The following is a 25027-nucleotide window of genomic DNA, read 5'->3' as shown; positions in this document are numbered from 1 at the left end:
GCGCATGGACCACATGTACCGCTATCAGCGGCACTTCTACGATCTCACGCGGAAGTACTACCTCTTCGGCCGCGACACGCTGATCCGCGACATGAACCCGGCCTCCGGTGCCTCGGTGCTTGAGGTCGGCTGCGGCACCGGCCGCAATCTGGCGCTGATCGGCCGCTGTTTCCCGTCGGCCCGCCTGTTCGGGCTCGACATATCCCAGGAAATGTTGACCTCGGCCGGCGCGAAGCTCAACCGTGGCGGCAACAGGCGCGCCACGCTGCATGTCGCCGACGCAACGGACTTCGATCCGGCGATCTTCGGCGAAAGGGGTTTCGATCACATCGTCATCTCCTACTCGCTGTCGATGATCCCCGACTGGCAGAAGGCGATCGACGCGGCGATCGCAGCGCTTAATCCGGGCGGCTCGCTGCACATTGCCGATTTCGGCCAGCAGGAACGCCTGCCGACGAGCTTCCGCCGGGCGCTGCACGGCTGGCTCAACCGCTTCCACGTGACGCCGCGCGAGCGGCTGTTCGACGTGTTACGCGAGAAAGCCCGCGAAAATGGTGCCGATCTCGAGCGGCGCACGATCGGCCGCGGCTATGCCTGGCTCGCCGTCTATCACCGCCCTTCCGTGGCGATCGCCGCCTGAACGGCAGGCGGTTTACACAAAGGTTTTGCATCCCGCCTGAGGGCAGCCATTCCGGCAAGCGCCGAAACCGCCTGGTTTTCGGCGCTTTTGCGCTTTTCTGCCGTCCGCAATTCCCGCTTGAGCTAACTTAATTTTTACGATGATATGGTGAAAATGGGGTTCACGCCTCACTGGGGAAATCACCGACAGGAAGCCATCGTGTGAGGCAGGATCATCGATCGTCTCTAGACAGGAAAATCATGCGCCGGCTTCTCCTGGCTCTCTTGCCGCTTGCCACCCTTCTTTCCGGCTGCTCGTCGACGGACTATGACCTGATGCAGACGGCATCGATCCCGCCGCGCTTCCACGATACGGACCCGCAGAACTTCGGCGACCGGACCCCGCAGCACCACAATATCCACGGCATCGACGTTTCGAAATGGAATGGCGATATCGACTGGATGAAGGTGAAGAACTCGGGCGTCTCCTTCGCCTTCATCAAGGCGACGGAAGGCAAGGACCGGGTCGATACCCGCTTTCCCGAATACTGGCAGAAGGCACGGGCCGCCGGCATCCCTTATGCGCCCTATCACTTCTACTATTTCTGCTCGACCGCCGACGACCAGGCCGATTGGTTCATCGCCAACGTGCCGAAGAGCGCAGTCTATCTGCCGCCGGTTCTCGACGTCGAGTGGAACGGCGAATCGAAGACCTGCCGCCATCGCCCGACGCCGGACGAAGTGCGCGTCGAGATGAAGCGCTTCATGGACCGGCTCGAAGCCCATTACGGCAAGCGCCCGATCATCTACACCTCGGTCGACTTCCACCGCGACAATCTCGTCGACCAGTTCAAGGAACATCACTTCTGGGTGCGCTCGGTCGCCAAGCATCCGGGTGAGGTCTACGTCGAGCGCCGCTGGGCGTTCTGGCAATATACCAGCACCGGGGTCATCCCCGGCATCGACGGCGCCACCGATATCAATGTCTTCGCCGGCTCGGCGAAAAACTGGAAGAACTGGGTCGCCGCGGTCTCGCAGCCGAAGCAGAACTGACATTCCTGCCGACAGGTGCGGCAGGAAGACCCATTTTCTTCTTTCGGTCATAATGCTCTGAGAGAGCAACGACAGATTTCGCAGCGATTTGATTGCCCGTGGTGGTGCAAGGCGCCCCACGGCAAAGAAAGGAATTTCATGATGACCCGCACAGCCCGGCGCGCGCTTGCCTCCGTCGCTCTTCTGGCGCTGACCGCCTCGGCCGCCGCCGCCCAGACCGCAGCCTCGACAGGCGCGAAGACGGCATCCCCGGCCGTTGCCTGCGGTGGCGATCTCGCAACCTTCCTTCAGGGCGTGAAGGCCGAAGCGGTCGCCAAGGGCGTTCCGGCCGATGTCGCTGACCGGGCGCTCGCCGGTGCCGCCATCAATGAAAAGGTGCTCAGCCGCGACCGCACCCAGGGCGTCTTCAAGCAGACCTTCACCGAATTCTCCAAACGCACCGTCAGCAAGTCGCGCCTCGATATCGGCCAGCAGAAGATGAAGGAATATGCTGACGTCTTTGCTCGCGCAGAGAACGAATTCGGCGTGCCGGCCCCGGTCATCACCGCCTTCTGGGCGATGGAGACCGACTTCGGCGCCGTCCAGGGCGACTTCAACACCCGCGACGCGCTGGTGACGCTGTCCCACGACTGCCGCCGTCCAGAGATGTTCCGCCCGCAGCTGATCGCGGCGATCGAGATGGTCCAGCACGGCGACCTCGACCCGGCGACGACGACAGGCGCCTGGGCCGGCGAGATCGGCCAGGTGCAGATGCTGCCGGAAGACATCATCGCCTATGGCGTCGATGGCGACGGCGACGGCCACGTCAACCTGAAGAAGAGCTCGCCCGACGCGATCCTGACCGCCGCCAAGTTCATCCAGAGCCTCGGCTACAAGGCTGGCCAGCCGGTAATCCAGGAAGTCAGCGTTCCCGAGCAACTCCCCTGGGAAAAGACCGGCCTGCAGCCGGGCATGAAGGCCAGCGACTGGTTCGCGCTCGGCGTCAAGCCGCGCAACGGCGACACCGCCTTCGGCAACCTCGAAGCCTCGCTGGTGCTGCCGCAGGGCCGCAAGGGCGTGGCCTTCCTCACCTACCCCAACTTCAACGTCTATCTCGAATGGAACCAGTCGTTCATCTACACAACGTCTGCCGCCTATTTCGCGACCCGTCTCGGCGGCGCGCCGACCTATGAAGGCGGCAATCCGGAACCGGGCCTCGACGACACCGGCATGAAGGCACTGCAGAGCAAGCTGCAGACGCTCGGCCACGATGTCGGCAAGATCGACGGCATCCTCGGCTCCGGCACCCGCGCGGCACTCCAGAAGGAGCAGCTCCGCCTCGGCCGTCCGGCCGACGGCTGGGCGACGCTCGAACTCCTGAACGCGCTTTAAGCCCGAACCGCCGTTTCAAAACCATGACCCCGGAGATCGGATCGATCTCCGGGGTTTTTTCATGCCACAACGGCCGACCGGATCCCGGTTGATGAGAGCCCACCGGCTCGCCCCCACGCATGCCGCCCTCATCATCGCCGCAAGAACCGGGTGGTTCCGCCGGGCGTGCCGGGTTATGTATCCTGTGTCGGAGCACAACCGATCCGGGAGCGGTAACCAGGCGCTTGCGCCATGGCGTCCACCCGGCGGAGGGAGACTGACGCCACCACGCAATCAGCACGGATAGGCATCACCATGAATGCGCGAAGCACCGTCGATGGCAATCAGATGAGCGCCGGGACCTGGGCGCTGCTTGCCCTGCTCGGCCTGATCTGGGGCGGATCGTTCTTCTTCGCCCGCGTTGCCGTCGCCCATGTGCCGCCCTTCACGCTGGTGTTCCTGCGTTTGGGCCTGGCAGCCCTGGCGCTGCATATCTACATCCGCGGCCGCTTCGGCATGTACGAGGCGCTTGCCGGCCGCTGGCGCGAATTCGCGCTGATGGGGCTGATCAACAACGCCATTCCACACGCCTTCATCTTCCTTGGACAAACCCACATCGGCGCCGGACTGGCGGCGATCCTCAACGCCACGACCCCGGTCTGGACCGTGATCATCGCCAACATGGCGACCGAGGACGAGAAGCTGAGTTCCGCCAAGATCGCCGGCTGTCTGCTCGGGCTCGCCGGCACCGTCGTCCTGATCGGGCCGAGCGCCGTTGCCGGTCTCTTCGGCACCACAAGCAGCGTGCCGCTCTGGGCGCTGCTGCTGCCGGTGCTTGCCGCCATCAGCTATGGTTTTGCGGCGACCTACGGCAAACGCTTCCGCGATCTCGCGCCTCCCGTGACGGCCGCAGGCCAGCTGACCGCCTCGACGCTGATCGCGCTGCCGGTGGCCGCCTTTACCGACACGCCCTGGCTGCTGCCGATGCCGCCCGTCGAGGTGATCCTGTCGATCCTCGGCCTGGCGCTGGTTTCGACGGCCTATGCCTACATCCTTTTTTTCCGCATCATGCGCGCGGCCGGCGCCACCAATGCCTCACTGGTCACCCTGCTGGTGCCGCCAAGCGCGATCCTGCTCGGCTACCTCTTTCTCGGCGAGACGCTGCAGGCGGCCGATTTTGCCGGCATGGTGCTGATCGCCCTTGGCCTTGCCGTGCTCGACGGTCGAATCCTGCGTTTCAGGCGGGTCGCCTGACGTCTGATCGTGGTCGGTTACAGGAAAAGCCCACACACCTTGAGTGCTTCGCACCGCGTGAAAAAGACATGGTTTGCGGGGGAATCGACGGCCGATTTTCGTCCCGCTCCGGGCCACTCACGCACGGTAACAAACGTTTATATTAACCTTGCTGAAGCGATTGTGAAAAAAATGTGGCAGCCTGGAAACTTAAATAAAATCAGAACTATAGGCCTGTGAATAAGGCAGCGCCGGCTCACGCATTTCGCACTGCAGCACAAGTTTCCCTTTAACGTGTCGTGATTTCGCCCTATGTTTTAACGCGTTAACGCAGGGAGGGTCTTCCATGGGCCTTACACATTCGCTGAATGTCATCATGATCAGTGCAGCGTTCGTATTCGTGGCCACGATGCTCTTCATCTGAGGAGCGGCCGCTGAGAGTCCAAACCGAATAGGGACTTAAATTTCCGGGAAACCATTTTGCAGCACCAAGCCAGTTAGACCGCCAAGAGAGCATAAGGTCTAGACGCTGCGACAAACGAGAAAGCGCCTGAAGATCGATCTTCGGGCGCTTTCCTTTTTGGTGGATGCTGTAGCGATCGGGACGCTTGCTGCGACCGCAGCCGAAGAGACCCCAAAAGGCATGGAGCCATACCAAAGCGCGGCGGCGACCTCTGTCTGCCAGGACACGCGGCGCGTTCGCAGCCATTCGGAAGTTCAACATGGCGAAGCGCACCTTGCCCGTCGCAAGGTGCGAGCGAAGGTCAGGCGGCCGCGCCGGCCGCCACCATCCGCGGTGCATCGATCGCGCCCACCGCTTCCACAGAGGCCCGCTCGAAACCGACGAGATCCAGCACGGCTGTCACCAGCGGCGTGCGGTTCATCGAATAGATATGGAAATCGCGTACGCCGCGCCGGGCGAGATCGACGATCTGCTCGGCGGCGATGTGGGTCGCCTCCTTGAAGCGCTCGACCGGCTGGTCCTCGAGATGCACGAGCCGCGTGACGATCGCCTCCGGCACGGTGGCGCCACAGAGGCCAGCGAATTTCTGCACCTGCGCCAGATTGTTGATCGGCAGGATGCCCGGCACGATCGGGATGTTGACGCCAGCGCGCCGCACTCGTTCGAGGTAGCGCTCGAAATCATTGTTGTCGAAGAAGAATTGGGTCAGGGCCCGGGTTGCGCCCGCATCGACCTTGCGCTTCAGCATGTCGATGTCAGCGGCGACGTCAGGGCTTTCCGGGTGCTTCTCCGGATAGGAGGAGACGGAAATCTCGATGTCGTCCCCGCGCGCACGGATCGCCCGCACGAGGTCGGTGCTGCTGGCGTAACCCTCGGGATGCGGCTGGTAAGTGCTGCCGATGCCGCCCTGGGGATCGCCGCGCAGCGCCACGAAGTGGCGGACGCCGAAGCTGAGATATTCGTCGATCACCGCATCGACCTCCGCCTTCGGCGCGCCGACGCAGGTCAGGTGCGCGGCGGTATTGGCAAAGCCGCTTTCCGCGATCAAGCGCCTGACCGTCGTCAGCGAACGCGCCTTGGTCGAGCCGCCGGCGCCGTAGGTGACGGTGATGAAGGCCGGACCGAAGACCGAAAGGTCGTCTGCCGTCTGGAAGAGCTGCGCTTCCATCTCGTCGGTCTTGGGCGGGAAATATTCGAAGGAGAGCCGGAGATTGCCGCGTTCGGCCGGGTAAAGCGTCTGTGCCGTCATTATTATACTCCCCCCGCCTGGACACGCGGCCGCGGCGTTTCATTCTCGTTCATGGCCCGCCGATCACGCGCGAGCCAGATCGTCACCGTCAATTTTCCATCATTCGCCCCCTCAGGCGAAAGATCCGTGGTCTTCTCGAGCACAAGGCCAGCCTTCGCCAGCCAATCGGCCATCGCCTGGTGCGAGAAGCCGAGGCGCGCATGGGCGTGCTCGTCGCGCAGATGCTCAAGCCCGTGCGGCGCGAAGTCGATGATGACCAGCCGTCCACCCGGCATCAGCATGCGCGCGGCTTCCGCGATCGCGGCTTCCGGCTCTTCGAGGAAATGCAGCACCTGGTGAATGGTGACGAGGTCGAAGGCCTGGCCGTCGAGCGGCAGGTTGAAGATGTCCCCATGGCGGATCGACGCCTTGGTGATGCCGGCGCGATCGAGATTGGAGCGCGCCACCGCAAGCATGTCGCGGCTGGCGTCGACGCCGATACCGCGCCGATAGAGGCCCTCGAACAGCTGCAGGATGCGGCCTGTGCCGGTGCCGAGATCGAGCAAGCTTTCGACCGGCTCGTCGCCCACCATTTCGCGCAGCTTCGCCTCGACGTCACGCTCGCTGACATGCAGGCGGCGAAGCTCGTCCCAGCCGGCGGCGTTGCGGCTGAAATAGGCCTGCGCCTTCTCCGAGCGCGCCTTCTTCAAGGTGGTGAGCCGGGCTGCATCACGCGCCAACACCGCGTCGTCGGCGGAGGCGGAAGCCAGCATCGCCCGCACGAGCCCGACCCGGGCACCGTCCTGACGGAGGCGGAAATAGGCCCAGGCGCCCTCCTGGTAGCGGTCGATCAGCTCGACCTCCGCCAGCAGCTTCAGATGCCTGGAAATGCGTGGCTGCGATTGACCGAGAATTTCGGTAAGATCGGTGACGGTCAGATCGCCGGCGGCGAGAAGCGCGACGAGACGCATGCGGGTCGGCTCGCCCGCCGCCTTCAGCACGTCCACCAACGCATCCAGACCCAGTTCTCTCTGCAGAGCCATAGCGATCCCCATCAACACATAAAGATATGTTTATGTGATTTGCGGTGGTGACGCAAGCGGATTTGCGCGGAGAGGCCAAACAATGCCGCCGGCGGAACAGAGGCTTGTGTATGGACGCCATGCGCCACAAACGATGTCTCGGGCGGCACGTCAGTAGACCTGCGAAGGTCCCGCTAGTAGGCCGACTTCACGACCGGAATGAGGGCAGCCCCACCCAACCGTGACAAACCCGGCGCCCTTCCCGGTGTTGGGACGCCACACTATCCGCGTCTGTGCCGCCCCAGGTACGCGTCATCCGACAGCCCATCTCGCCGCAGCGATAGACAAACCTGCAAACGCCCGTTCGCGCCCGCCATCGGGACGGCAACCGCAGAGCTGATCGTTACGCCGACCCTTGGAGCGTCCCGCACGTTCATCCCCCGCGCGGGCCAAGCGACGAACAGACCCTGGCGCGCAACCGAGCGACAGCTGGTCTTCGCCTCAGGTCAGGAGACAAAGGAAAACGGGCGAAGCCTGCGCCTCGCCCGTTCCTAGAACAAATGTTGCAGCGCCCGCTTCAACGGACGCAGCAAGGTCCAGCGCCGCGATATGGCGGCGGCTGAAATCAGCGCGTCAGGCGCTTGTAGGTGACGCGCTTCGGGTTGACCGAGTCCGGGCCGAGGCGGCGGATCTTGTCCTTCTCGTAGTCTTCGAAGTTGCCTTCGAACCACTCGACCTGGCTGTCGCCTTCAAAAGCGAGGATGTGCGTTGCCAGGCGGTCGAGGAACATGCGGTCGTGGCTGATGATAACGGCGCAACCGGCGAAGTTTTCGAGCGCGATTTCGAGCGCTGCCAGCGTCTCGGTGTCGAGGTCGTTGGTCGGTTCGTCGAGCAGCAGCACGTTGCCGCCGTTCTTCAGCATCTTGGCGAGGTGAACGCGGTTGCGCTGACCGCCCGAGAGGTTGCCGACCTTCTGCTGCTGGTCGCCGCCCTTGAAGTTGAAGGTCGAGCAATAGGCGCGCGAGTTCATCTCGTGCTTGCCGAGCTTGATGACTTCAGCACCGCCGGAGATTTCTTCCCAGACGGTCTTGTTGCCGTCGAGCGCGTCGCGGCTCTGGTCGACATAGCCGAGGTGCACGGTATCACCGATGCGGATCGAGCCGCTGTCGGGCTGTTCCTGGCCGGTGATCATGCGGAAGAGCGTCGTCTTACCGGCGCCGTTCGGGCCGATGATGCCGACGATGCCGCCCGGCGGCAGCTTCAGCGACAGGCCGTCGATCAGCAGGCGATCGCCATAGCCCTTGGTGACGCCTTCCATCTCGATGACCACCTGGCCGAGACGTTCGCCGACCGGGATGATGATCTGCGCGTCGCCGGGACGCTGGTTTTCCGCCGCGTTGACCAGTTCGTCATAGGAGCGGATACGCGCCTTGGACTTGGCCTGACGAGCCTTGGGGCTGGATGCGATCCATTCCTGTTCGCGAGCGATCGCCTTCTGGCGGGACGCCTCTTCGCGACCTTCCTGCTGCATGCGCTTGGCCTTCGCAACCAGGTAGGCCGAGTAGTTGCCCTCGTAGGGAATGCTGCGGCCGCGGTCGAGCTCGAGGATCCAGCCGGTGACGTTGTCGAGGAAGTAACGGTCGTGGGTGATCATCAGCACGGCGCCCGGATACTCGCGCAGGTGCTTTTCGAGCCAGGCGATCGTCTCGGCGTCGAGGTGGTTGGTCGGTTCGTCGAGGAGCAGCAGGTCCGGCTGCGAGAGCAGCAGCTTGCAGAGCGCGACACGACGCTTTTCACCGCCCGACAGGTTGGTGACTTCCGCGTCGCCCGGCGGGCAGCGCAGCGCTTCCATGGCCATTTCGACCTGACTTTCCAGATCCCAGAGGTTCTGGCTGTCGATGATATCCTGGAGCTTGGCGCCCTCTTCCGCCGTCTCGTCGGAATAGTTCATCATCAGTTCGTTGTAGCGGTCGACGATCGCCTTCTTCTTGGCGACGCCTTCCATGGCGTTTTCAAGCACCGTCTTCGTCGGATCGAGCTGCGGCTCCTGCGGCAGGTATCCGACGGTCGCACCTTCGGCCACCCAGGCCTCGCCGGTGAATTCCTTGTCGAGGCCGGCCATGATGCGCAGAACCGTCGACTTACCGGCGCCGTTCGGGCCGAGGATACCGATCTTGGCATCCGGGTAGAACGACAGATGAACGTTCTCAAGAACCTTCTTCGCGCCGTAGGACTTATTAAGTCCGGCCATATGATAGATGAACTGACGTGCCATGAGGGAATGCTCCGCAGGGATAAGGAAATTTGCCCGCTATGTAGGCGAATTATAGGAAGGGGGCAATGATCAAAGGCATCCGCCCCCGCCCTATCCCAAAACGAACATCGCCATCGGAACGCCCGGCAGGCTTTCCCGGAAGGCGCCTAAGCCCGCGCAGTCAAGGCCGCACCATAAGGCGCTGACATGGCCGACCGGGCGAAACACCCTACCCGCGACCGGCAGTATCGGCGATACCCTTGGCGCACTTGAACTCGGTCGTGCCTGCGGCCTGGATCAGCGGCCCGAGGCTCGCAGCCTTCATAACATCGCCCGTGAGCCCGATCGTCAGCCCGGTGATGATGCTGCGGCCTTGCACGGTCTGGCAGCGCATGCGCACCCGGTCGCCGGCTCCAGCGCCAAAACTCTGGTCGAAGGCCTGCTTGATCGCCGCCTCATCGAGTTCCGCACCGACACGCTGGCGGAAAAGTGCCCCGACCGCCGAGCGGTTGAGCTCTTCCAGCATGCGCAGCTGCACCGAGAAATAGTCGTCGACCGAGCCGCTCTGGCAGGTGCCGCTTCGCAGCCACTGGTGCCGGTCGAGACCGGATTGCACGCCGGGCATGGCGATAAGCAGCCGCGCCGCGGTGTCGTCGGCCATGGCAAGCTTCGGCAGCTCCAGCCAGCTGCCCTTGCGGTCGGTTGCCCGCGCTTCTGCCGCGACCCCGCAATAGCTCTTGCGCAGCGGCCACAGGCCATGCAGCGAGAGGTTGGTGGCATCGAAGCGTTCCGCCGTCTGGCTCTCGCATTCCTTGCGTTGCGGCCGCGTCTCGCAGAAACCGGGCTGCCAACTGACCGCCAGCACATAGTCGGTGCGGCTGGTTGAACTTGCCGGCGGAGCACCCTTGGATGCGTCTTCACCGGCTGCAAAGGCGCCGGACGCAAGCAACAGCGTCAGCGCTGCCAGGATGCCCGCCACAGAACCTGATATCGCTTTACAAAAACGGACCATGATATCCTCCCGCAAAAACAAAACGGGAACAAATATCGCCCAAAACGGGAAAATTGCAACCCCTAATGTAATGCACCGTCAAATCGCTTGTGACCTCATGCGCAACGATCAACAAGCGGCGATTGCCTTTGCCACGCAAATCGATTTGAAATCTCAAAGGTCTGTCGATTGCTTCCGGGAGTAGAGATGTTCGGGCAGGTGAAGACGCATCAGAGCCCGACCGGTGCCAGCTTGAGCTGGCGGCATTTTCCGGCAACCACAGAAGCCCGCGGCATCCTTCTCGTCAGCCATGGCCTTGCCGAGCATTCCGGCCGATATGCCCGCTTTGCCGAGGCGATGGCCGGTCACGGCTTCCATGTCTATGCCCACGATCATCGCGGCCACGGCGCGACGCGGGCGCCTGACGCCCAGCTTGGGATGTTCGCAAGCCGCGACGGCCTCGACAAGATATTCGCGGACATCCGGGCAGTGCGGGAGATTGCGACCACCGCCCATCCGGGCTTGCCGGTCATCCTCTTCGGCCATTCCATGGGTGGACTGATCGCGCTCAATGCCGCCGAAACCGATCCCGGCCTCTACGATGCGCTTGCCGTCTGGAACTCCAACTTCCGGCCGGGCCTTGCCGGCCGTGGCGGACAGGTGATCCTGAAGATCGAAAAGGCGCTCAAAGGGTCTGACGTGCCGAGCCCGCTTCTGACCAAGCTCACCTTCGGCATGTGGGGCGGCGCCATCAAGGATCGCAAGACCGATCTCGACTGGCTGTCGCGCGACGATGCCGAGGTCGCCAAATATGCCGCCGACCCGCTCTGCGGCTTCGATGCGACGGTCTCGCTCTGGCTCGATCTTTTCCGCCTGTCCTTCGATGGCGCCCGGCCCGACCGGCTGGCGCGGCTCCGGAAAAACCTGCCCATTCATCTCGTCGGCGGCAGCGCTGACCCGTCGACCGAGATGGGCAACGCCGTCCGCTGGCTTGGCACGAAGATGAAAGCCGCCGGTCTCAGCGACGTTAGCGTCACCGTCTATGACGGCATGCGCCACGAAACACTGAACGAACTCGGCCGGGACGAGGCGACGGCCGACTTTGCCGCCTGGTGCCTGCGCGCCGTCGCAGGGCGGCGCTGACCGGAAATATCATGGCCGACATGTCGCTTCCCAAGATCGCCGCCGACCACAACCGCATCTCCTTCGGGCTGACGCTGATGGTGATCTCGGTGCTTCTGTCGCCGCTGATCGACATCTTCGCCAAGCTCGCGATCGCCACCGTTCCCTCGGCCGAAATCACCGCCGTGCGCTTTCTGCTGCAGGTCGTCTTCATCCTGCCGATCGTGCTTGTCCGCGGCAGCCTGTTTGATCTCACCTGGAAGAAGACCGGGCTGCACGCATTGCGGGGCGGTCTGCTGGTCGTGACCATGCTCTCCTTCATTACCACGCTGAAGGTCATGGAAGTCGCCGACGCGATCGCGATCTTCTTCGTCGAGCCGATCATCCTCACGATCCTCGGCAGCATCTTCCTGAAGGAGACGATCGGCTGGCGGCGCTACACCGCCTGCGGTGTCGGCTTCTTCGGCGCGCTGCTCGTCATCCAGCCGAGCATGCAGGAGGTCGGCTGGATCGCCCTTCTGCCTGTTGTGGCCGCCTTCGGTCTTGCCGTGTTTCTGCTCGTCACCCGCATGGTCGCGCAAAATGAGGACCCCTGGTCGATGCAGTTTCACGCCGGCGTCTGGGGCGCGCTCTTCTGTCTCGTGCTGCTTTATTTCGGCGAAGGCACCGGTTCCGGCATCTTCGATCCGGTCTGGCCAGAAGGGTACACCTGGTATTACCTGCTCGGCGTCGGCGTCACCGCCACCATTTCAGGCGTGCTCGGCGTCTATGCCTATCGCGCCGCCCCGGCCTCGGTGCTGGCGCCGCTGCAGTATCTCGAAATCGTTTCGGCCACGATCTTCGGCTGGCTCGTCTTCGGCGACCTGCCCGACGCGCTGAAGTGGCTCGGCATCGCCATCATCATCGGCTCCGGCCTCTACATCATCTGGCGCGAGCGCCGCGTGCACAAGGACACGAGCGTCGCTCCGGTGTCGCCAGCCATCTGACAACAAAGCCATCTGAAAACAAAAGAAAGACCATCGGGAGGAATATCATGAAAACTGGAGGTCAGCTCATCGTTGACGCGCTCGTCGCCAACGGGGTGAAGCGCATCGCCTGCGTGCCGGGGGAAAGCTATCTCGCCGTGCTCGACGCGCTCTACGACACCGACATCGACGTGCTCGTCTGCCGCCAGGAAGGCGGGGCCGCGATGATGGCGGATGCCTGGGGGCGGCTGACCGGCGAGCCCGGCATCTGCATGGTGACCCGCGGCCCTGGCGCGACCAACGCTTCCGCCGGCCTCCATGTCGCCAAGCAGGATTCGATCCCGATGATCCTCTTCATCGGCCAGGTTCAGAGCGAAGCGCGCGAGCGCGAGGCCTTCCAGGAGATCGAATACCGCCGCGCCTTCACCGAGGTCGCCAAATGGGTGGGCGAGATCGACGATCCCGCCCGCATTCCGGAATTCGTCACCCGCGCCTTCGCGGTCGCCACGTCCGGCCGCCCCGGCCCTGTCGTGCTGACGCTCCCCGAGGACATGCTGACCCGCAGCGCCGAGGCACCCGCCGCCAAACCCTACCAGCCGGTCGAGGGTCATCCAGGTCCGGCGCAGATGAAGCGGCTCGGCGAAATGCTGAGCAACGCCAAGCGCCCGATCGCCGTCCTCGGCGGCACTCGCTGGACAGCGGAAAGCGTTGCTGAATTCCAGCGCTTCGCTGAACGCTGGAAGCTGCCGGTCGGGTGCTCCTTCCGTCGCCAGATGCTGTTTGATCACCTGCACCCGATGTACGCCGGCGACGTCGGCATCGGCATCAACCCCGCTCTGGCAAAAGAGGTCAAGGAAGCGGATCTCATCCTGCTTATCGGCGGCCGCTTCTCGGAAATGCCCTCGTCCGGCTATACGTTGATGGATAGCCCCTACCCGCGCCAGACGCTGGTCCATGTGCATCCTGACAGTTCCGAGCTCGGCCGCGTCTACCGTCCGGAGTTGGCGATTGCCGCCAGCCCGCGCGACTTCGTCGCCGCGCTCGAAAGCCTTGCACCGCCGAGCGAACCGAGCTGGTCCGCACGCACCGAGACCATGCACGCCGCCTATCTCAAGTGGTCGACCCCGCCGGAAACCGGCCCGGGCGCGGTGCAGATGGGCCCGATCATGAACTGGATCGAGGCGAACGTGCCGGAGGATACGATCTTCACCAACGGCGCCGGCAACTACGCCACCTGGGTGCATCGCTTCCACCGCTTCCGCCGCTACGCCACCCAGGCAGCCCCGGCTTCGGGCTCAATGGGTTACGGCCTGCCGGCGGCGGTCGCCGCCAAGCAGCTGCATCCGGATCGCGAAGTCATCTGCTTTGCCGGCGATGGCTGCTTCCTGATGCACGGCCAGGAATTCGCAACCGCCGTGCGCTACCGCCTGCCGATCATCACCGTCGTCGTCAACAACGGTATCTACGGCACGATCCGCATGCACCAGGAGCGCGACTATCCCGGTCGCGTCAGCGCCACCGATCTCACCAACCCGGATTTTGCAGCCCTTGCCCGCGCCTATGGCGGCCACGGCGAGACGGTCGAGAAGACGGAAGAGTTTGCCGACGCCTTCCTCAGGGCGCGCGCCAGCGGCAAGCCGTCGATCATCGAGATCAAGCTCGATCCCGAAGCGATCACCCCGACGCGCACACTGAGCGAGATCAGGGCAGGCTGAGCAGGCTTTGTTCAAGAAAGGGTTCAATCACGGCGCAGACGCGCCGTGGCTGGATTCCTGTGACAAGCACAGGAATGAGGGCGCTGGAGCATTTGCGACGGGGGCCTTCTTCCCACGCGCCCGCGCTTCTGTGCCTGCCAGCGTGCGGGCGAAGCGACGCTTCCCAGGGCGTCGTGCGCCAATTGAACGCCGATCGGCCACCGAATCCAGCAGCGCCGCCTCGGCGGCGCGGGGAACGATCACGCCCGCTAACTGCCTGCGAGATACGTCCAGCCGCTTACTCCAGCCATTCCGTCGAAAACGCACCGGCCTCATGCAGATCGGTCGTCTCCAGGCGCCCCGGCCCGAGGTTCTCGAACTTGTGCGGCACATTGGCCGGCGCCACGACGATCTGACCGGCCTCGGCATCGATGATGCGGTCGCCGACGGTGAAGCGGGCGCGGCCGACGCGGACGATGAAGGTTTCCGGATAGGGATGGCGGTGCAATTTCGGCCCGTACCCGATCTCGTCGGTGGAAACGAAGATCACCGAAAGGCCTGCGCCATAGGCGCCGCCCTCGAATTCGCCCTTCCAGGCGTCGGGCTCATCCGCCCATTGCTCCCGCGAAATGAGATGCGCTTCGGCCATGCCGGTCCTCCACTGTCAGATGGAACGATGCGGCCGAGCGCGAGAGTTTGGATTTTGCGTGGCTCAGCCGCGGATATGCTGGGTCTGCTGGTAGACGGCCGTCGAGCGCGCGCCGGAACGGCAATAGCCGAGCATCGGCCGCTGGAACTCGTCGAGCGCGTCGACCATGCTCTTCACGGCATCGGCGGTCACGCCCATCGGGCCGACGGGAATGTGCTTGGCTTCGATGCCGAGTTCTTCGGCACGGGCGGCGATGGAATCAAAGGTCGGCTGGTCCGGCGCCTCGAAGTCCGGGCGGTGGCAGACGATGGACTTGAAGCCGAGCGCCTTGATCTGGTCGAGGTCCTCGACCGCGATCTGGCCGGTAACCGAGTATTCGTCGTTGATCTGGCGGATGTCCATGGTCGTCTTCCTTGAGGCAAATTTCCCGGCCTCTGATGTAGGCGCAGCCTTATCTCCCGTCAATTCAAAAGCCGCATCGTCAAGGCGCAGGATCAGACGACCGAAAAGGCGATGGCGTAGCTGCGCGCCTCGCCCGGCTGAAGCGGTGTCAGTTCCCCGGCCGCAGCCAACTCCGGCCGTTTGGCGATCCGGTGCGATACCGGCTCGATGCTGATCACGTTGGCCTCGCCGCGCTGGCAGCGCCACATCTGCAGGAAGGGCAAAGTATCGGCCCGGAACCGCACTTTCAGATTTCGGCCGCCGAGCCCCGCGAGATCCGCAAGCGTGACCTCCGACCAGCCATCGGAACCGATGGCCGCCGGCAGGCAGAAATGTGCGCTCTCGCCGGTGCCGAAGCACCAGGCGCTCTCCCCGCCTGCAAGCGAAGCGCTGACGATGCGGGTCTCGTCCCCGAGCAACCGGCCGCCAATGTTGAGGTGATACATCATGACAGGCGGAAAGGCGGTGCCGCCGGAATTGACGACGCGATCTTCGAGCACCACTTCGTGCCGCGCGGCATCGATCCGCCAGCGCCGCTCGACCCGCGCCCGCCCGCCATCGGCGAGCGCCACCTCGATCGTCGCCGTGCACTCGGCCCCGTCGCTCGCCATCTCCGCGTGGCTGACGGCTGTTCCGGCCAGTGACCCGTGCAGCGGATAGCATGCGCCTTCCGCGCCACCTTCGATCGCCTCGGGATGGCGGATATGGTCTGGACCGCAGGTAAAGAGAAAACCGGCCAGCGCCCGGTCGATCCTCGGGTCCCCATCCGACGGGATCGCAGCACCCGGCGACAGGTCGATACCGTCGACGACGAAGGCGGCGATATCGAGCGCGGAGAGCCGGTCGAACAGCACATGATTCTCTTGAAAATCCTGTGGTTCTTCGAGCGTCTTCAGCATGTTCTCCTCCTCAAATCGGCCGCAGAATCACTGCAATCACAAAGAGATGATAGCTGAGGAGAGACGCATTTCACCGGTTGAAGCCCGGGATTGCGCCGCCTAGATAGAATTTAACTGCTTGTTCATGATGAATTCATTTTTTTCACATTAACGTCGAAATCGAAATGTATCGCGCCACATTCACCACAATGAAAACAGGTTCTCTCGTGACGTCAGCGACCCGCACAGGCCTCTCGCTCCTCGCCGCAGTCGGCTTTCTTGCCGTGGATCTGACGGCCGCCTTCGCGCAGGACTATCGCGGCTACAATCGCTATGGCGACGATGTCATGCTGGTCACGCCCGACGGCGAAATCCTCGATTATGTACCCCGCTCCGACGAAGTGCAGACCATGCGCGACAGCCGTGGCCGCACGCTTCTGATCGACAGCTGGGGCAATGTGGTCGCAACCGTGGTGCCCAATAATCGCGGCCGCCAACGCGACTACGGCGGCAACCGCCAGGGCGATTACGGCGGCTATCGCCGTCAGGGTGACGTGGATATCTATTCCAACCGACGCTACCGGGAAACCGAGCGCGGCTACGGCTATTCCGAGCCCGGCGACGTCACCGGATCCGTTCCCGACTACCGCGACGTCGTTCCGCCGTCGACCGACGGCAACGAACTGCCAAACAGCCTGCCCGGCCTGATCGACGGCACCCAGGAGGCTTCCGTCGATCCGAACGACGGCAACCCAATGCGCCAATCGATGCCGCCCGCGATCTCGGTCAAGTCGAAGTCGCGCGCCGAGATCACAGCACTTCAGGTCTTCCTCGACCGCGAAGGTTTTTCGCCGGGCGTGATCGACGGCAAGATGGGCTCGAACGTCACCAAGGCGATCGAAGCCTTTCAGCAGTCGACCGGCGAAACGCTCGATCCCAACAACACCGACGACATTCTCGAGCGGCTGCGGATGAACGGCGGCATGCCGATCACCAGCTACACGATCACGGCCGCCGACGCCGCCGGCCCCTATGTCGCGTCGATCCCCGAGGATTACGCGCACAAAGCGATGCTGCCGCACATGTCCTTCACCTCGACGACGGAAATGCTCGGCGAGAAGTTCCACATGGACGAGGCCTATCTGCGCGAGTTGAACCCGGGCGTCGATTTCACCATTCCAGGCACGATCATCAAGGTGATCAACCCCGGTGCCAACAAGACCGGCAAGGTCGCCCGCATCCTCGCCGACAAGGCGCGCAAGCAGGTGCTCGCCTATGACGACGCCGGCAAGCTGATTGCCGCCTATCCGGCAACGATCGGCTCGTCCGATACGCCGTCTCCGTCAGGCACGGTCAATGTCGAGCGCATCGCGCTCAATCCGGGCTACACATACAATCCGAAGATCAACTTCAAGCAGGGCAACAACGACAAGATTTTGACCCTGCAGCCGGGCCCGAACGGTCCCGTTGGCACGGTCTGGATCGCGCTCTCAAAGCCCACCTACGGCATTCACGGCACGCCGGAACCCTCGAAGATCGGCAAGACCCAGAGCCATGGCTGCGTGCGCCTGACCAACTGGGACGCGACTGAGCTTGCCAAGATGGTGAGCACGGGCGTCACGGTCGAGTTCGTCGACTGAGCGAAGCCGGCCGCCCGTTAACCGAACCGTTGTTTTTTTGGCATTTTTCTTGAGGCTTCCCCCAATTGGGTGAGTGACTTCGCGCCTGCAGCATAGATGATGGAGTTGCCTGGCCGACCATCCACGACGAGGCACTCTTTTTTAAATTTCTTTGCGCCGACCCGTCGGCTAAATCGTTTCAGACCTATCCATTTACGAAGACCGCAGCTGCCGACGACCCAGCTGCGGTTTTTTTTCGAGCGCCGGGTGCAAAAGCCCTTCCGCCGCTCTCCCCGTCCATCATGACTTCATGAAACATTGTCATGAGAATTTTTCCGGCAATCGGCTATCACCGGATATCTCAACGACAATGGCCGACCTGCGGCCGCACTTGAAGGATGGCCTGAATGGCGACGGAGCGCACCCTGCCCAACCTCTGGCATGCGACGGCACCGGCCGCCCCTGAGACCAGGCCGCTCAGCCAGGACCTGACGACCGATGTGGCGATCATAGGCGGCGGCTTTACCGGCCTCTCGGCAGCGCTGCACCTGGCCGAAAAAGGCGTGAAGGCAACGGTCATCGAAGCCAAGATGATCGGCTTTGGCGGCTCCGGCCGCAATGTCGGCCTCGTCAATGCCGGCATGTGGGTGAAGCCCGACGACCTGATCTCGACGCTCGGCCCCGAGGCCGGCAACCGGCTGCTGACCGAACTCGGCGACGGCCCTTCGATGGTCTATGCGCTCGTGGAAAAACACGGGATGCCTTGCGAGGCGGTGCGCAACGGTACGCTGCACATGGCCGTCGGCAGCGAGGGCGTCACCGAGATCAAGGACCGCGAAGCGCAGTGGCAGAAGCGCGGCGCGCCGGTCGAGGCGCTTTCGGCCGAGCGGGCGCACGCGCTCACCGGCGCTGAAGGTTTTTCCGGCGCCCTGCTCGACCGCCGCGCCGGCACCATCCAGCCGCTCGCCTATGCCCGCGGGCTCGCCCGCGCTGCCCTTGCCGCCGGTGCCGAGATCTACACCGACACGCCGCTGACCGGTGCGGAGCACCAGGGCGACAGCTGGGTACTGAAGGCCGGCAACAACACGGTCCGCGCGAAACAGGTGATCCTCGCCACCAATGCCTATGGCGGCCTCTTCGCCGAGAGCCCCTGGCAGGCCCATACGCAGGAACTGACGATCCTGCCCTATTTCCAGTTCGCCACCAATCCGCTGCCGGACGCCGTCGCCAAGCGCATCCTGCCGGAGCGCCAGGGCACCTGGGACACCGGCCTCGTCATGACCTCCTTCCGCATGGACCAGCAGAACCGGCTGATCTTCGGCTCGATCGGCCGGCTCGACGCGATCGCTGAAGGCACGCACCGCGCCTTTGCCGCCCGCTCGCTGCGCAAGCTCTTCCCCTTCATCGGCAATTTCCGGTTTGAGTACTGGTGGGACGGCCGCATCGGCATGACCACCAACAACCTGCCGGCCATGCACACGCTCGCCCCCAACGTCGTTTCCGTCAGCGGCTACAACGGCCGCGGCATCGCGCCGGGCACCGTCTTCGGCCGCGCACTCGCCAGCCACGTCACCGGCGAAACCTCGGCGATCCCGCTCGCCGAAACGCCCGTGACCCCGGACACCTGGCGCGGCGTGAAGTCCGCCTTCTACCACGCAGGCGCCCAGGCCAAGCACTTCATCGACCGTCGGTTCTGAGGTAGCGCACGGTGCGGACCGTTCATTTCGGTTCGCGACCATGCCATGCGGTTTCGCCACGGGGTGAAATGCGCGCCAGCCGGACTGCGCCGGCCCATGCTGACCTATCTTGAATGTTGAAACCCTGAGGTGTAGCGTCCGCCGCGGGTGCCCCTCCAAACCTGCTGCCGGGTTGAAGGGCCGCGGAACTTTACTCGACGACCATGTTCATCAACGTCGAAGCGTAATCGGCAGACTTCGACCAGGAGCATCGGATCGTCTCATGCTGCACCCGCAGGTCAGGTTCTCGCCGTCCAATATCGCCGCCCTGAAGAAGTCCCTCCGGGATCGTTACCCGCACATCAAGTCATCCCACCTGGACGAGGCAATCGCCGCGTCGTTCGGCTTCAAATCCCATGCGGCATTGCGCCCGGCGCTGCTTCAGGTCGGCAACCACGCCCGGCTGATCGTCATCACCGATCATATGTTGCTTCTGCTTCGGCTGGAGGAACTGGGATACCGAGATATCGACGCCGGAGACTTGCGCCACCTGATGTGGGACATAAAATTCCCCGACCACTGGTACGATCAGCACCTTGAAAAGGCCGTGACGAAACGCAGACGGCCGACAGCGGCCAATTCGCAATAGCGCAGCAGCGACCATCGGTGGCCCGTGCACGGTAGAGACCGTCGATGGCAAAGCCCAAAAACCGCTTGCGATTTGAAATCAGTCGGCTTAGCGTTGACCGATTGCACGTCGCAAGCAGACCCGTGCGAACGGGCCATTCGAGACAAGGAACTGGCCATGGCTAAGCTCGTGTTCGGAATGAACCAGTCGCTGGACGGCTACGTCGACCACATGGAGTTTGCGCCAAGTCCCACGCTCTTCCGCCATTTCATCAAGGAGGCCGAACAGCAGACGGGCAGCCTGTACGGTCGCCGGATCTATGAGATCATGCGCTACTGGGACGACGAGCATCCGGAATGGGATGCGGACAGACAGGCCTTCGCAGCCGCGTGGCGGAAGCAGCCGAAATGGGTCGTCTCGCGCTCCTCGGCGTCCGTCGGCCCCAATGCCCGGCTCGTCGACGGTGATCTTGCGGGCGCCGTGCGCATGCTGAAGGCCGAGCACGACGGCGAGATCGAAGTGGCGGGCCCCGTCCTCGCGCACAGCCTCACCGAACTGGGCTTGATCGACGAGTACCGGATCTACCTGCACCCGGTCGTCCTTGGTCACGGCAACCCCTATTTCGCCGGCCCCCGCCCGCGGCTCCGCCTGATCGCTCATGATCGGATCGGCGAGGACGTGGTGCGGCTTGTCTACGTTCCCGCTTAGTCGCCGGACTTGCCGGTCCCGTCAGCGAGCGGCTCTGTGCTTCGCGCTAACGGCGTGAAATCCGCATTCGACCCGGTTCGTTTTTCAGCTGCGACCTTGGCTTTCAAGCCAAGTGAGCGCGCCGCGAACTGCGGCGGCAAGTTCGCGCTGCCTTTGCCCTCACTCGGAGCGTCTCCAGCGATATGACCAACCGTCGATCCTTTCTCCGGTGGCCTTCAGCAACAAGGCGTCAGGCAGGAACTGGCCACGCACCAGGCCAATCTTTTCGAGAACACGGCAGCTGCTCTCATGTGCTGCCGCGCATATGGTATGAACCTCGGATAGGGGTGACTGCTGCTTGACCCAATGCATAATCGCAAGACCGGCTTCCGTCGCCAGCCCCGTCCCCAATAGGCCGGACCGATGCCATAGTGAATTTCCGCGCCGTCCCCATCCACAAACATGAGGAAGAGGCCAATCGGCCGCTGGTCGCTGCGGTCGATGATGCTCCAGATGAAGCGGTCACCATCCGCCCAGTTGCTTTCTCCCCACGCATGGATGACCGCCTCGGTGCTGGATTGTGCGGGATGAGCGCCGCGCGGCAAAAATCGTGCTGCCATGCTGTTGCCGGTGTATTCCGTAAACACGGACGCTGCGTGTTCAGAGCGGGCTGCACGCAGGTGAAGGCGGCTCGTCGTTAGTTCAACGGGCGGCGTGATCGACTTCAGGTGTCCGGGCGGGGCAGAGCGCGCGGACATCTTAATTCCATCGGGACAAAGAGCGAAAGCCACCATCGATCGCTTCCGGCGTAGAAAGTCCCTGGCCGCGCGGTGAAGCTGCCCCCAACTTCACCGCGCCTCGATCAGCAAAACAAAAACGCCTCGGATCATCCCTGACCCGAGGCGTTGTCTCTCGAACGGAAGGCGCGATTACGCCGCTGCGCGGTAACCCGAGCCGGCGCTGACCTGCACCTGACCCGACGTGCGGAACGCCCGCAGACGCGTGGCGATGTGCTCGGCCTCTCCCGTCAATGCCTGGCTTGCGGCGTTCGCTTGCTCGACCATGGCGGCGTTCTGCTGCGTGATCTGGTCCATCTGGGTGATGGCGGTGTTGACCTCCTGCAGGCCGGTTGCCTGTTCGGCGGTGCTGGCGCGGATGGCGCCGAAGACGGAGCTGACTTCGACGACCTGGGCGACGATCTGCTGCAGCGACTGCGCCACCTGATTGACCGAATTGACGCCGTCGTCCACCTGGCCGCGCGACTTGGCGATCAGGCCCTGGATGTCCTTGGCCGCTTCGGCGCAACGCTGGGCCAGCGCCCGGACTTCGGAGGCGACGACCGCAAAGCCCCTGCCCGCCTCGCCGGCGCGGGCCGCTTCGATGCCGGCGTTCAGCGCCAGGAGGTTGGTCTGGAAGGCGATCTCGTCGATGACGTCGACGATCCGCGCGATGCTGGCGGAAGACGTCTGGATCTCCTGCATCACCTCGATCGCGTGGCTGACGATCTCGCCGCTCTGTTCGGCATTGGCGCGGGCGGCAATCACGGTCGAATTCGCCTGGTTGGCGCCTTCGGCCGTCTGCTTGACCGTGCGCGTCACCTGCTCGACGGCAGCGGCCGTCTCTTCAAGGTTGGCCGCCTGCCGTTCCGTGCGCCGGGCCAGATCGTCGGCAGCCGCCGCAATCTCCTTGGCGCTCGTATGGATCTGGCTGGCGCCGGCCTCGATGCCGCCGATGGCGCGTGCAAGCTCGCCGATCGCGTGGTTGAAATTTTCGCCAAGCTCCTGATAGGCAACCGGCAGGTCCGCACCGATGCGTGCCGTCAAGTCGCCATCGGCGATCTTCTTCAGCGCCGCGCCGAAGGTCTTGCTGATCAGCGCGCGTTCGGCAGCCAGCACTTCTTCCTGCACCGCACGTTGCTTGGTGACGTCGGAGGCGTCCATGTAGACGGAGATCGACAGATCCATGTCGAGGAAGACGCCCTTGATCAGGCTCGACAGCATCGCGCCCATGTCCTCGGCCGAAGTCCCCTTGCGCGAGAACAGGCCGGCCTTCGGCCAGTGCGCCTTGACGATTTCGGTGATCAGATGCTCGGCGATCAGCGCGTAGCCGCCGATGTACCAGCGCGGCTCGAGCCCGATGCGGGCGTGCACCAGGCCGATGGTGCGAACCTTGGCGCTGTAATCCTGGTTGAAATTGGCATCGACGATATTGGCCCAGTGGCCGACCTGGGCGCCCTTGGCGCGGTCGATATGAGCGTCGGAGGAGAAGAAGCGCTTGGTCTCGGGCGTCGTCTTGACCTTGACGTAGAACTTGTCGAGCGCGGGTTTAAGTTCCTTCTCGAGGATCGGCTTCAGCGCCTTCAGGCTCGTCTTGGCGGCGTCATCGAGCGCCATGAAATTCAGACGACCGGCAACGTCTTGCGTGCCGGCAGCGGCGTGTTCCGTTTTCATGCGCGAACTTCCCTGCATGCTCATTTCTGGATCATGGAGACAGGATCTGGGGCGCTGCAGCGTCTGAGATCATGGCCGCAATCATGGCGGCTGGTTGCCCTGTTCAGTCGGTCGCAGGGGCAAGCTGTGTCCTAGGCCACTGATAGAAGCGCAGGGTAAAGGAAGCCTTACGCGAAACAGCTATTTCGCGAGGCCTGAAATACAACTCAACCGGAACTGACGAATATCAATTCCGGTTGATACGCAATAAACGGTGGAACGGCGAAGGATCAGGCGGCGTTTCGCGAAGCCCAGGACGGCATGCGCGCAGCCCAGGAGCGGCGCGTCTTGACCGGCATCAGCGCCTGCACTTCCTTTGCGAGGGCTGCTGCGTTTTCGCGCGCCTTGTCGAGATTGCTGACGCGGTTCGGATCCATCGTCTGCAGCGTGCCGCCAAAATCGAAGATCTCGCGATAGGCGGCGCGCTCGACGATCGGCGTGTCGAGAACCGAGACGCCGCGCTCGGCGAGCATCGCCTTGATCGTCTGCAGCGCACGCGTGGTGACCAGCGAATTGACGCGGGTGAGCACCACAGAATGGTTGATGCGCAGACCCGAACGGTCCTGGATCTGGCGGATCAGCTCAAGAATTTGCGCCGCACCCTTGGCATCCATGGCGCAGCCCTGCACCGGGATCAGCACCTGGTCAGAGATGGCAAGTGCAAGTGCTACGATCTGGTCCTTGGCGCCCGCGAGATCGATGACGATATAATCCGCTTCGTCCTTCGCCTCGCGGATATGACATTCGAGCGAGCCGGGCGTGATGTGCGAAATGACGGTGAGGTTGGCGATATGGCCGGAAGCCTCCGCCCAGCTGGTGATCCAGCGCTGCGGATCAGCGTCGAGGACGACCACCCGGTGCCCCTGCCGCGCCAGTTCCGTCGACAGGATCAGCGCCGCGGTCGTCTTGCCCGCACCACCCTTTGCATTGGCGAAAGTGATGACCGCCATGATATTCCCCATTCTATGCCTGTATCGCGCTGAACCGGACGGCCACAGCCGGTGGTTCGCTTCTTAACGAAACCTTACAGAATTTGGTTAACGAAACGGTAACGCCGGCACGTCAAACCTGACAGTCGGCCTTAAGGCTGCGTGCCAGCGACACTGCTATGGTGATGAAAATGCTGGAGTTCTGGCCTCAGACCGGCAAAACTGCCGGTTCGCTCACGTGCTGTGATCGATAGCACATCGACGAGAACGGCCCGTGCCGCACCGCCTCGCCTGTCGGGCTGAGCAGGGTCAGCACGTCATTCGCAAACGCCTGGGCGTTGGCCTGCGCCTTGGCAAGGTTGCTGACCTTCGCGGGGTCGAGAGAGGAAAGCGTGTCGCCCCGCTCAAAGAGTTCGCGGAAGGCCGTACGCTCCACCAGCGGGGTATCGACGAGCCGGATCCGGTTCTCCGAAAGCAGCAGCTTGACCCGGCGCATCGCCCGCGTCGTCACGATCGGGTTGACCCGGGTCAGCAGAACCGCGTGGTTGATGTTGGCGCGCGCGTTGTTCTCGATGTGGCGGATCAGGTCCAGCACCTGGATGGCGCCGCGCGCATCCATCACACAGCCCTGCACCGGGATCAGCGTCAGGTCCGAAAGACCGATCGCCAGCGCCACCAGCACGTCGGCCGCCCCGGAGAGATCGATGATCACATGCTCGACCTGACCGCGCAGCCGCCGGAGATGATCGCTGAGCGTGGTTGTCGCGACACCTGAGAGAACGAAGAGATTGCCATCGTTGCGGCCGTGGCGGAACCAGTCGGTCATGCAGGCGAGTGGATCGCAATCAAGAACCGCAACGCGATCGCCGCGCCGGGCGAATTCGCAGGCAAGCAGCAAGGCTGCCGTTGTCTTGCCGGCTCCCCCCTTCGCATTCGCGAGGGATACAATCGCCATCGGTCGACCCTAACTCAACGCAGGCCCGGCTTTTCGCGGGCCGATACATACGCACACCCTAATGCAAGCGTTCCAGACCGCGG

At 63.5% G+C, this 25027-nt stretch carries 21 protein-coding genes and 1 pseudogene; 11 read left to right on the top strand and 11 right to left on the bottom strand.

Going from position 1 to position 25027, the window contains the following annotated elements:
- The first annotated feature begins 4 nt into the window (after positions 1-4).
- The 4 genes from ASE71_RS19990 (at position 5) to ASE71_RS19975 (ending at position 4275) form a co-directional block, all read left to right on the top strand.
- Positions 5-640, top strand: a complete 636-nt coding sequence (locus tag ASE71_RS19990; RefSeq protein WP_060515916.1) for a class I SAM-dependent methyltransferase — start codon at positions 5-7, stop codon at positions 638-640.
- Between the two features lie 239 nt (positions 641-879).
- Positions 880-1671, top strand: coding sequence for a GH25 family lysozyme (locus ASE71_RS19985; protein ID WP_034792376.1), 792 nt, complete (start codon positions 880-882; stop codon positions 1669-1671).
- 141 nt (positions 1672-1812) lie between these two features.
- Positions 1813-3042: a lytic murein transglycosylase gene (locus ASE71_RS19980; protein WP_060516164.1), complete on the top strand. Its 1230-nt coding sequence runs from the start codon at positions 1813-1815 to the stop codon at positions 3040-3042.
- 294 nt (positions 3043-3336) lie between these two features.
- Positions 3337-4275 (top strand): DMT family transporter, encoded by a 939-nt coding sequence (locus tag ASE71_RS19975; protein WP_060515915.1) that lies wholly within the window; start codon positions 3337-3339, stop codon positions 4273-4275.
- A 743-nt stretch (positions 4276-5018) separates the two neighbouring features.
- Here ASE71_RS19975 and metF read toward each other — a convergent pair.
- The 4 genes from metF to ASE71_RS19955 all read right to left on the bottom strand — a co-directional run bounded on the left by metF (position 5019) and on the right by ASE71_RS19955 (position 10233).
- On the bottom strand, positions 5019-5966 hold the full coding sequence (gene metF, locus ASE71_RS19970) for a methylenetetrahydrofolate reductase [NAD(P)H] (RefSeq protein WP_060515914.1): 948 nt from the start codon (positions 5964-5966) through the stop codon (positions 5019-5021).
- A gap of 2 nt (positions 5967-5968) precedes the next feature.
- Complete coding sequence (locus ASE71_RS19965; protein WP_060515913.1) at positions 5969-6988, bottom strand: ArsR/SmtB family transcription factor; 1020 nt, start codon at positions 6986-6988, stop codon at positions 5969-5971.
- A 604-nt stretch (positions 6989-7592) separates the two neighbouring features.
- Complete coding sequence (ettA, locus tag ASE71_RS19960) at positions 7593-9242, bottom strand: energy-dependent translational throttle protein EttA (RefSeq protein WP_034792366.1); 1650 nt, start codon at positions 9240-9242, stop codon at positions 7593-7595.
- A 208-nt stretch (positions 9243-9450) separates the two neighbouring features.
- Positions 9451-10233: a ribonuclease T2 gene (locus ASE71_RS19955; protein WP_060515912.1), complete on the bottom strand. Its 783-nt coding sequence runs from the start codon at positions 10231-10233 to the stop codon at positions 9451-9453.
- Between the two features lie 186 nt (positions 10234-10419).
- On the opposite strand from ASE71_RS19955, the gene ASE71_RS19950 reads away from it, so the two are divergent.
- From ASE71_RS19950 to ASE71_RS19940, 3 genes are read left to right on the top strand one after another with little or no spacing between them, the layout of a single operon-like run.
- Entirely contained in the window at positions 10420-11355 is a 936-nt protein-coding gene (locus ASE71_RS19950; RefSeq protein ID WP_060515910.1) for an alpha/beta fold hydrolase, read from the top strand.
- 11 nt (positions 11356-11366) lie between these two features.
- On the top strand, positions 11367-12320 hold the full coding sequence (locus ASE71_RS19945; RefSeq protein WP_060515909.1) for a DMT family transporter: 954 nt from the start codon (positions 11367-11369) through the stop codon (positions 12318-12320).
- A gap of 47 nt (positions 12321-12367) precedes the next feature.
- Complete coding sequence (locus ASE71_RS19940) at positions 12368-14014, top strand: thiamine pyrophosphate-binding protein (RefSeq protein WP_060515908.1); 1647 nt, start codon at positions 12368-12370, stop codon at positions 14012-14014.
- Between the two features lie 277 nt (positions 14015-14291).
- On the opposite strand, the gene ASE71_RS19935 is transcribed toward ASE71_RS19940, so the two are convergent.
- The 3 genes from ASE71_RS19935 to ASE71_RS19925 all read right to left on the bottom strand — a co-directional run bounded on the left by ASE71_RS19935 (position 14292) and on the right by ASE71_RS19925 (position 15982).
- Positions 14292-14642 (bottom strand): cupin domain-containing protein, encoded by a 351-nt coding sequence (locus tag ASE71_RS19935; protein ID WP_060515907.1) that lies wholly within the window; start codon positions 14640-14642, stop codon positions 14292-14294.
- A 63-nt stretch (positions 14643-14705) separates the two neighbouring features.
- Positions 14706-15044 carry a TIGR01244 family sulfur transferase gene (locus ASE71_RS19930; protein WP_060515906.1) on the bottom strand — a complete coding sequence of 113 codons (339 nt, stop codon included), beginning with the start codon at positions 15042-15044 and terminating at the stop codon, positions 14706-14708.
- Between the two features lie 92 nt (positions 15045-15136).
- A complete protein-coding gene (locus tag ASE71_RS19925; protein ID WP_060515905.1) occupies positions 15137-15982 on the bottom strand; it encodes a DUF4432 family protein in 846 nt (281 codons plus the stop codon).
- A 164-nt stretch (positions 15983-16146) separates the two neighbouring features.
- Between ASE71_RS19925 and ASE71_RS19920 the strand changes: the two genes are divergently transcribed.
- The 4 genes from ASE71_RS19920 (at position 16147) to ASE71_RS19905 (ending at position 20592) form a co-directional block, all read left to right on the top strand.
- On the top strand, positions 16147-17601 hold the full coding sequence (locus ASE71_RS19920; protein ID WP_034792355.1) for a L,D-transpeptidase family protein: 1455 nt from the start codon (positions 16147-16149) through the stop codon (positions 17599-17601).
- Between the two features lie 386 nt (positions 17602-17987).
- Positions 17988-19277 (top strand): NAD(P)/FAD-dependent oxidoreductase, encoded by a 1290-nt coding sequence (locus ASE71_RS19915; RefSeq protein WP_034792353.1) that lies wholly within the window; start codon positions 17988-17990, stop codon positions 19275-19277.
- Between the two features lie 262 nt (positions 19278-19539).
- Complete coding sequence (locus ASE71_RS19910; RefSeq protein ID WP_060515904.1) at positions 19540-19905, top strand: hypothetical protein; 366 nt, start codon at positions 19540-19542, stop codon at positions 19903-19905.
- A gap of 156 nt (positions 19906-20061) precedes the next feature.
- The gene (locus ASE71_RS19905) at positions 20062-20592 is read left to right on the top strand and encodes a dihydrofolate reductase family protein (protein WP_060515903.1); all 531 of its coding nucleotides are present in this window, start codon (positions 20062-20064) and stop codon (positions 20590-20592) included.
- A 159-nt stretch (positions 20593-20751) separates the two neighbouring features.
- Here ASE71_RS19905 and ASE71_RS19900 read toward each other — a convergent pair.
- The 4 genes and pseudogenes from ASE71_RS19900 to ASE71_RS19885 form a co-directional block, all read right to left on the bottom strand.
- Positions 20752-21329: pseudogene (locus ASE71_RS19900) on the bottom strand (GNAT family N-acetyltransferase).
- Between the two features lie 171 nt (positions 21330-21500).
- A complete protein-coding gene (locus ASE71_RS19895; RefSeq protein WP_060634962.1) occupies positions 21501-23021 on the bottom strand; it encodes a globin-coupled sensor protein in 1521 nt (506 codons plus the stop codon).
- A 269-nt stretch (positions 23022-23290) separates the two neighbouring features.
- Complete coding sequence (locus ASE71_RS19890) at positions 23291-24010, bottom strand: ParA family protein (protein ID WP_034792347.1); 720 nt, start codon at positions 24008-24010, stop codon at positions 23291-23293.
- A 187-nt stretch (positions 24011-24197) separates the two neighbouring features.
- Positions 24198-24944, bottom strand: coding sequence for a ParA family protein (locus tag ASE71_RS19885; protein ID WP_063891130.1), 747 nt, complete (start codon positions 24942-24944; stop codon positions 24198-24200).
- Positions 24945-25027: the final 83 nt, after the last annotated feature.

It is taken from the genome of Ensifer sp. Root954 (genome assembly GCF_001429005.1).
Taxonomy (GTDB): Bacteria; Pseudomonadota; Alphaproteobacteria; order Rhizobiales; family Rhizobiaceae; genus Ensifer; species Ensifer adhaerens.
The sequence above is the reverse complement of the archived record's forward strand: the minus strand, read 5'-3'. Positions and strand labels throughout refer to the sequence as shown.